Source organism: Nostoc sp. (genome assembly GCF_035638895.1).
Classification (GTDB): Bacteria; Cyanobacteriota; Cyanobacteriia; order Cyanobacteriales; family Nostocaceae; genus Nostoc.
The window spans coordinates 24,878-31,674 of record NZ_DASQZC010000042.1; the positions used below are offsets into that span (position 1 = coordinate 24,878).

The following is a 6,797-nucleotide window of genomic DNA, read 5'->3' on the forward strand; positions in this document are numbered from 1 at the left end:
TTACCAGCCTACGACGCGATCGCCTCAAGTTCAAGGATGGTAATAAATTTATTCTCAGGTAAGGGTTAAGGATGTAAAAACAACAATAATTTACACCCAAATTCCTAACTCCTAACTTCTAATTTCTAATTCTTATGCTTCCTCAGAATTATCTCTTTTATGTCCTGGGGATGCTTCGTAAAGTGCATCGAGATGTTGACGCGCATCTTCAACGTTAATCGAACGCATTACCAAAAGTGGCTCTTTAATTAACTTGCCCGCGCTATCTAATAACTCTGGATGGGGTACAAACTGTTTTTTTGATGAATAATAACCATAATTGCCTTGATTATTCATTGGCGAGGAATTCGTCGGGTAAGTTCGCTCCCGATCAAAACTGAACATGATCAAGTTACGAATTAAGTTGCCAACAGCTATAAATGCAAGGATTGTAAAAGCAAGAATGTAAAGCAGGTGTAACATTGGATTTTCCTCCAGGACAACAATTTTTAAAACTTTATTTTGATTTTGTAACGCTTTGTTTCGCCGACACTGTAACTCACAGTTAAGACGGGTATTTGACGCACTCTTTGTGCGGTTACATTTATATGGAGCTATTTGTCAACCGTTATTCCACTTACGGTAGCATAGGATACATTACTTTGTTTATCCAAAAAATGTTAAGAAACTCTTAAGAGGGATTTACTATTTTTTGACGGCTGATTTACCGTCTTGTGTAGACGCAAAGAGGCAAGTCTTGAGACATCGTTAAGTAGTCTGCCAAAATTTAGTAGATGCTCCCATCTGTTGCTTAGACTTCACGCCCTTGGCGAAAGCGCATTGCAACATTCCAGCATTCTGTTACTAATTCATGCCAAGGCATTAACGTTGCCATATCAATCCCGACTTGTTTATCAGTAGCAGTAAATAGCATCTTCGCCGTATTTAGTTCATCCTGCGCTTGCTTAACCCGCAAAAGCAAGTCAGATTGCTCTTGGTGGCTCATAAATGATAGTTGCTCGGTTTCGAGTAAATGACGCGATCGCGTAAACCAATGCTGAAAATCTTCCAGCAGGGGTTCTAAAACCGTTTCTAGCAAATCAGTCCCTGGTAAATTTGAGTCTGACATAAATGAGAAGGATATTTCAAACTTTCTTACTAATATTAACGTTATTTACGTTTCTTAACATTTTTTTCCATTCTCTCATAATCCGAGCAGGTAAAAACTTGTAACAAAGAATACATAAATCATTATATAGTCTTGCTAATGAGTTTGTACAGTTCCTTTGGAGAGGCATCTAGAGGTATCGCTGACAGCAAGTTGCAATTCATAAGATAATTTAGCGAGCGCGCGGAATCCTGAATTTGATACTCAGCGAACCGATGAAAAATTTATCTTTATCCCCTATCACAAATTGAGTCAGTAGTTAGAAGATAAAGGTGAAAAAAGCAAAAATCAAAGTCGCTATAGTTGAATAAGCCTACAGATTCAGACAAATCACCTTTTGTAATCACTTCGCCAATGGTTCAGCAGCCAATGTCGCCAAATTCATCAAATCAATCCGAACAGTCAGAACAAGTTGAAAAAATTTATTTACCGCGTACCAGCGAATCGGAAAACCTAAAGAAGATTCGCCACACTGCTTCCCATGTTATGGCAATGGCAGTACAAAAGCTGTTTCCCAAGGCGCAAGTTACAATCGGCCCTTGGATTGAAAACGGTTTTTACTACGACTTCGATAATCCAGAACCATTTAGCGAAAATGATCTCAAAGCCATCAAGAAAGAGATGGCGAAGATTATTAATCGCAAGTTGGCGGTTATTCGAGAAGAAGTCAGCCGCGAAGAAGCCGAACGCCGGATTCAGGGAATTAACGAACCTTATAAGCTAGAAATCCTGGCAGATATCAAAGAGGAACCAATCACGATTTACCACCTGGAGAATGAATGGTGGGATTTGTGTGCGGGGCCTCATCTGGAAAATACCAGCGAATTAAACCCCAAGGCAATTGAGCTAGAAAGCGTTGCTGGTGCTTATTGGCGTGGGGATGAAACTAAAGCCCAATTACAACGCATCTACGCTACCGCTTGGGAAAGTCCAGAACAACTCGCTGAATATAAGCGACGTAAAGAAGAAGCGCTACGGCGAGATCACCGGAAACTGGGTAAGGAACTGGGATTATTTGTATTTTCTGATTTAGTGGGGCCGGGTTTACCTTTGTGGACACCCAAAGGTACTCTATTACGGAGTACTTTAGAAGACTTCCTTAAGCAAGAACAGTTAAAACGGGGTTATTTATCCGTAGTAACGCCTCACATTGCCAGAGTAGATTTATTTAAAACCTCTGGACATTGGCAGAAATATAAAGAAGATATGTTCCCTTTAATGGCAGATAACTCCGAAGCTGCTGCACAGGAACAGGGCTTCGTCATGAAGCCGATGAACTGCCCCTTCCACATCCAAATATATAAGAGTGAGTTACGCTCTTATCGAGAACTACCGATGCGCTTGGCGGAATTTGGCACTGTTTACCGCTACGAACAATCAGGGGAATTGGGCGGTTTAACACGGGTGCGCGGTTTTACAGTGGATGATTCTCACCTGTTCGTCACCCCAGAACAGCTAGATAGTGAATTCCTCAGTGTGGTGGATTTGATTTTGTCGGTGTTCAATAGTCTGCAACTGAAGAACTTTAAAGCTAGGCTCAGTTTCCGCGATCCTGCTAGTGATAAGTACATCGGTTCAGATGAAGTTTGGGACAAAGCCGAAAGTGCAATTCGCCGTGCAGTTGAAACCTTGGGGATGGATCACTTTGAAGGTATTGGAGAAGCGGCATTTTATGGCCCCAAACTCGATTTTATCTTTAGTGATGCCCTAGAACGGGAGTGGCAATTAGGAACTGTACAGGTAGATTACAACTTGCCAGAACGCTTTGATTTGGAATACGTCGCCGAAGATGGTGTTCGCAAACGTCCAGTGATGATTCACCGTGCGCCTTTTGGTTCGCTAGAACGACTAATTGGGATCTTAATTGAAGAATATGCGGGCGATTTCCCTTTGTGGTTAGCGCCAGTACAAGCTAGATTACTGCCAGTGGGTGATACACAGCTAGACTTTGCTAAAGATGTGGTGGCGAAGATGCGTGCATTGGGCATCCGTGCAGAAGTTGATACTAGTGGCGATCGCTTGGGTAAACAAATTCGCAATGCAGAGAAAGAAAAAATACCCGTGATGGCTGTGGTAGGAGCTAAGGAAGTGGAAACCAACACCTTAAGTATCCGTACCCGCGCTTCTGGGGAATTGGGAGTTATCCCTGTCGATGAGGTGGTGGATAAGATTAAGGATGCGATCGCTAAGTTCGAGAATTTCTAAAATCTAACCGCAGACGCACACTAATTATAATTGGTGTGCGTTTTGTCTAGTAGATTAGATTATTGGCTAGCTGGTAGGTTTCGGCAAAGGTGCAATGTCTACAATGAGCTTCTCTACGTTCGCGTAGCGTGTCGCAGACAGACGCTATGCGTAGCTTGCTTCCCGAAGGGTACGCTTACGTAACGTATTTAATATCGAAGACTCATTAACGGAGTTCAAAAGCTCATTAATGGAGTTCAGAGGTGGATTCATCCAGTTCAAAGACTCATTTTAATTTTAACTTTTAACAGGATTTGGAAGGTCAGAAAGTATCACAGACAACAAAATTTTTCTCAATCACCCCACCCAAGAAAACTTTCTGAGTTATTCAAGACTGATAGCATAGATTTAAAGACTTGTGGAATCTGCTCTTCCTAAACAGACTGGATTTGCATAAATTAATGTCAATAATTTTTGACTAACATTATGAACCGCTTTACCTCTATTTTGCTGGCTGGCTTGATAGCATCTGCATCAGCTTTGGCTATTTCTCCAAAAGCTGATGCTAATACACCAGCGTCTTATGTTGCTGAGTTAGATAGCTACAGCTATCAACGCAACGATCATGGGAACTACAAACGTCACAGTCGTCACCACAGAAATGGTGATTATGGCCGCCAGAACGACCTTCGCAACATTCGTGACAATAACGATCGCTATGAGCGTGACAATAACCGTCGCTATGAACGCGATAATAATCGCCGCTATGAGCGTGACAATAACCGCCGCTATGAACGCGATAATAACCGTCGCTATGAGCGCGATAATAACTTCCGTAGCATTTATGACAATAACTATCGCTATGAGCGCGATCGCAACTGGGGTCGTGATTAATCCTTTTGCCTATTTATTAGCTTAGTTTCAAGTGAACTGAGCATTGATTCTACTTGGCGGTAGGACAGACACAATCTCTTTTTCCACTCATTGCAATATCTGACTTTTCACTCTTTTCTAGAAAACCTCGCTTGTATTCTCTAGTAAGGAAACTTACTCAAGGGTTAGGTTTAGCGTTAACTTTTCTATATGACCTGAAAAGTCAGATTTTTATTAAATCAACAACAAAACTTACGCAAATAATAGCCAAAACCTGAAAAACCACTACCGACCCTTGAGCTTAACTATTACTGATTGCAGCGAATCAGCTTCGTATCCAGCATTTTTGAGATTGTTGTAGTGAGTTTCTAGGATGAAAATGTCTTGCGATCGCCAAGAGACTTTTTTCGCAACTACAGCGATTTTGTTTGCTAAATCTGACCGTAATCGTGCGAAATCTCGGCTGGGTTCCCAGGCTTGGGCAAATATTTGGAGAGTTTTATCACCTTGAGCATGACTCAATTGAGTAGAAATCGTTTTTGTGCCAGGAAAACCCAGCCATGTGAGCAGTGTTTTGACTTCATCAGTGGGCGATCGCTTTTTCATTTGGTGTAGATGCTTAGGCATAATCAAATCGCCGCATTAGAGTTCAATTAACTTGAAGCCCCAAGGTTTGAGAGCCGCTAGAGCTATTTCTGGATCTACACCTTCATAAGTCTCCCATTCCAACGGATGCTCTTTAGGATGTCCGTCACCGACATTACCTGCAACTTTGATTATGGGACAGTTAGCGATGCGATCGCGCTCCAACCCTCTTGGAATTGCTAGTTGGATTTTGTGACCGATAAACTTTGCTGTACTTTCATTAGCTACAGATTCACGGATTAAACAAATATCACCAGCAGTCCCCCAAGTAGTTTGGTAAATGTGGAGAAACGATATATAAGTGGCTGGTTTGATGGATCTTTTGAGAACGTGCATTATCTGTAATCCTTACACTATGAGTCAAAAATCATAAATCATACAAGTATTTTCTATCACGTTCGTAGGGAGGAATGTTTTTAATTAACATTTTGCACCTAGCCCAGATGATTATAAATCGTCTGATAGAATATAGCAGTTTTCACTTAGTCCAATAGGTTTACGCTCTCCACATTTAGCGTTAGCCTTTGAAAATGATGTCGTATAGTGACAAAAGAATTTCTACTACAATCAGAATCACCACATACCACTCTACTCGCTGGCTACTGCTATGCTGCATGAACTCCAGCACCGTTTGTGCAGTTTGGGAAATTAAATCTAGTTTGCGTTCTAGAGCATGGTGACGTTCACGGATTTCGTATTCATCCTCCAAGCGCAGATATAAGTTTTCTAGCTGTGGGGATTCCCAGAGTAACTCAGGCTTATCGATAATTTCTACTTGACCAACAATCTTATGTTGAACTAATAAAGTAGTCCCAAGTTGACGCAGTAATTCCCGGCTCTGGCGTCTACTCCTGTCTTCACGCTGGAGACTAGCTGCAAAGGGTTCAATTTGATCAAATACACCGGCTAGGCTAGTTTCATAGTGAGACAGCACAACACTCTTGGCGAGAATATCAGCCACTATCTGCAAGCGTTCTACACTAAATTCATGCAGCGAAATTTTTCCTTCTTTAACTCGCTCACTCTCTGCTAGGTTGAGATGAATTTCTACCTCTTCTGTTTCTGGGTTGGCGAAAGAGCCACTAACTTGAGAGGATAGTTTGGTCAAAAAGGCTACCTTTTCCACAGACTCAAGGTTAAACAGGACAACTGCACCATAGTTCAGTAGTACCGCACAGCCGTGTTCACCAACTGAAACTATTACTGGCATAGTCGCCAAGCAAACGTAATTCTCCAAGTTTTGTAAGTTAATATTTTTACCAAGGAATAGGGCCTGCGCTCTAAATCTATCTCTGTCATTAAAAAGAAGTTTTTGCATTGTCGCCCTATGTTATATTCTGCCTCCTGAACTGCTCAAGTAGCGATGTCTATGACGGGCTACTTGAGCAGTTCATGCCTGTTATTGGAGATCGCTACCATCTCAGCTTACCAATAAATCTATCTATAGCGAAGCGGTAGCGAGTCAGACGCTCCTGCGTCGCTAACGCTGCGCTATCGAGTGTCTTTGATTTCTGAATCACTCGTAAAGGTAAGGGACTGGGGATTGGGGACTGGGGACTGGGAAGAAAGAATAAAGGTGTACTGAGTTTTGTTCAAAAATCAAATATGAGTCCTATAGGTACGCCTCGATAGCTAATTCATTTGTTGCCAAGATTGTTTGAAAAATAGTCTACTCAATCCATTTTAGTTAAAAGAGTTTGAGAGTTCATTAGGGTCTAGATTAGTAGGAAATAATAAGATTTCCTTGTCTTCTAATTTTGCCTTTTGGTGAAGCAAAATTGCCTTTCCCAAAGAACAATATTTAATTGGAACCCATCTGTCGCTATAAAAGTAGACAGTTACTCGGCTCATTGCATACTCTTTCAACGGCAGTGGAAGACACCAGGACAATTCCCCAGTTTGAACCTTAGCTGTTGAGTCCATGCTTTGAACCTCAATTATTAAGTAT

Annotated in this window: 8 protein-coding genes; 2 read left to right on the plus strand and 6 right to left on the minus strand. The window is 41.6% G+C overall.

Features of this window, described 5'->3' with window-relative positions; translation table 11 throughout:
• Positions 1-132: 132 nt before the first annotated feature.
• Together VE944_RS01895 and VE944_RS01900 are read right to left on the minus strand one after the other, a co-directional pair.
• Positions 133-462, minus strand: a complete 330-nt coding sequence (locus VE944_RS01895) for a DUF2973 domain-containing protein (protein WP_229469394.1) — start codon at positions 460-462, stop codon at positions 133-135.
• Positions 463-790: 328 nt separating this feature from the next.
• Positions 791-1,108: a DUF2605 domain-containing protein gene (locus VE944_RS01900; RefSeq protein ID WP_324971419.1), complete on the minus strand. Its 318-nt coding sequence runs from the start codon at positions 1,106-1,108 to the stop codon at positions 791-793.
• A gap of 393 nt (positions 1,109-1,501) precedes the next feature.
• On the opposite strand from VE944_RS01900, the gene thrS reads away from it, so the two are divergent.
• Both thrS and VE944_RS01910 read left to right on the plus strand, forming a co-directional pair.
• Positions 1,502-3,352 carry a threonine--tRNA ligase gene (gene thrS, locus VE944_RS01905; protein WP_324971422.1) on the plus strand — a complete coding sequence of 617 codons (1,851 nt, stop codon included), beginning with the start codon at positions 1,502-1,504 and terminating at the stop codon, positions 3,350-3,352.
• A 465-nt stretch (positions 3,353-3,817) separates the two neighbouring features.
• Entirely contained in the window at positions 3,818-4,225 is a 408-nt protein-coding gene (locus VE944_RS01910; RefSeq protein ID WP_324971425.1) for a hypothetical protein, read from the plus strand.
• A gap of 264 nt (positions 4,226-4,489) precedes the next feature.
• On the opposite strand, the gene VE944_RS01915 is transcribed toward VE944_RS01910, so the two are convergent.
• From VE944_RS01915 to VE944_RS01930, 4 genes are all read right to left on the minus strand, one after another.
• Positions 4,490-4,831 carry a hypothetical protein gene (locus VE944_RS01915; protein WP_324971431.1) on the minus strand — a complete coding sequence of 114 codons (342 nt, stop codon included), beginning with the start codon at positions 4,829-4,831 and terminating at the stop codon, positions 4,490-4,492.
• Between the two features lie 15 nt (positions 4,832-4,846).
• Positions 4,847-5,185 carry a hypothetical protein gene (locus VE944_RS01920; protein ID WP_324971434.1) on the minus strand — a complete coding sequence of 113 codons (339 nt, stop codon included), beginning with the start codon at positions 5,183-5,185 and terminating at the stop codon, positions 4,847-4,849.
• A gap of 181 nt (positions 5,186-5,366) precedes the next feature.
• Complete coding sequence (locus tag VE944_RS01925; protein ID WP_324971437.1) at positions 5,367-6,167, minus strand: RMD1 family protein; 801 nt, start codon at positions 6,165-6,167, stop codon at positions 5,367-5,369.
• A gap of 365 nt (positions 6,168-6,532) precedes the next feature.
• Positions 6,533-6,797 (minus strand): hypothetical protein (locus VE944_RS01930; RefSeq protein ID WP_324971440.1); only part of this gene is annotated, 265 nt, incomplete at its 5' end.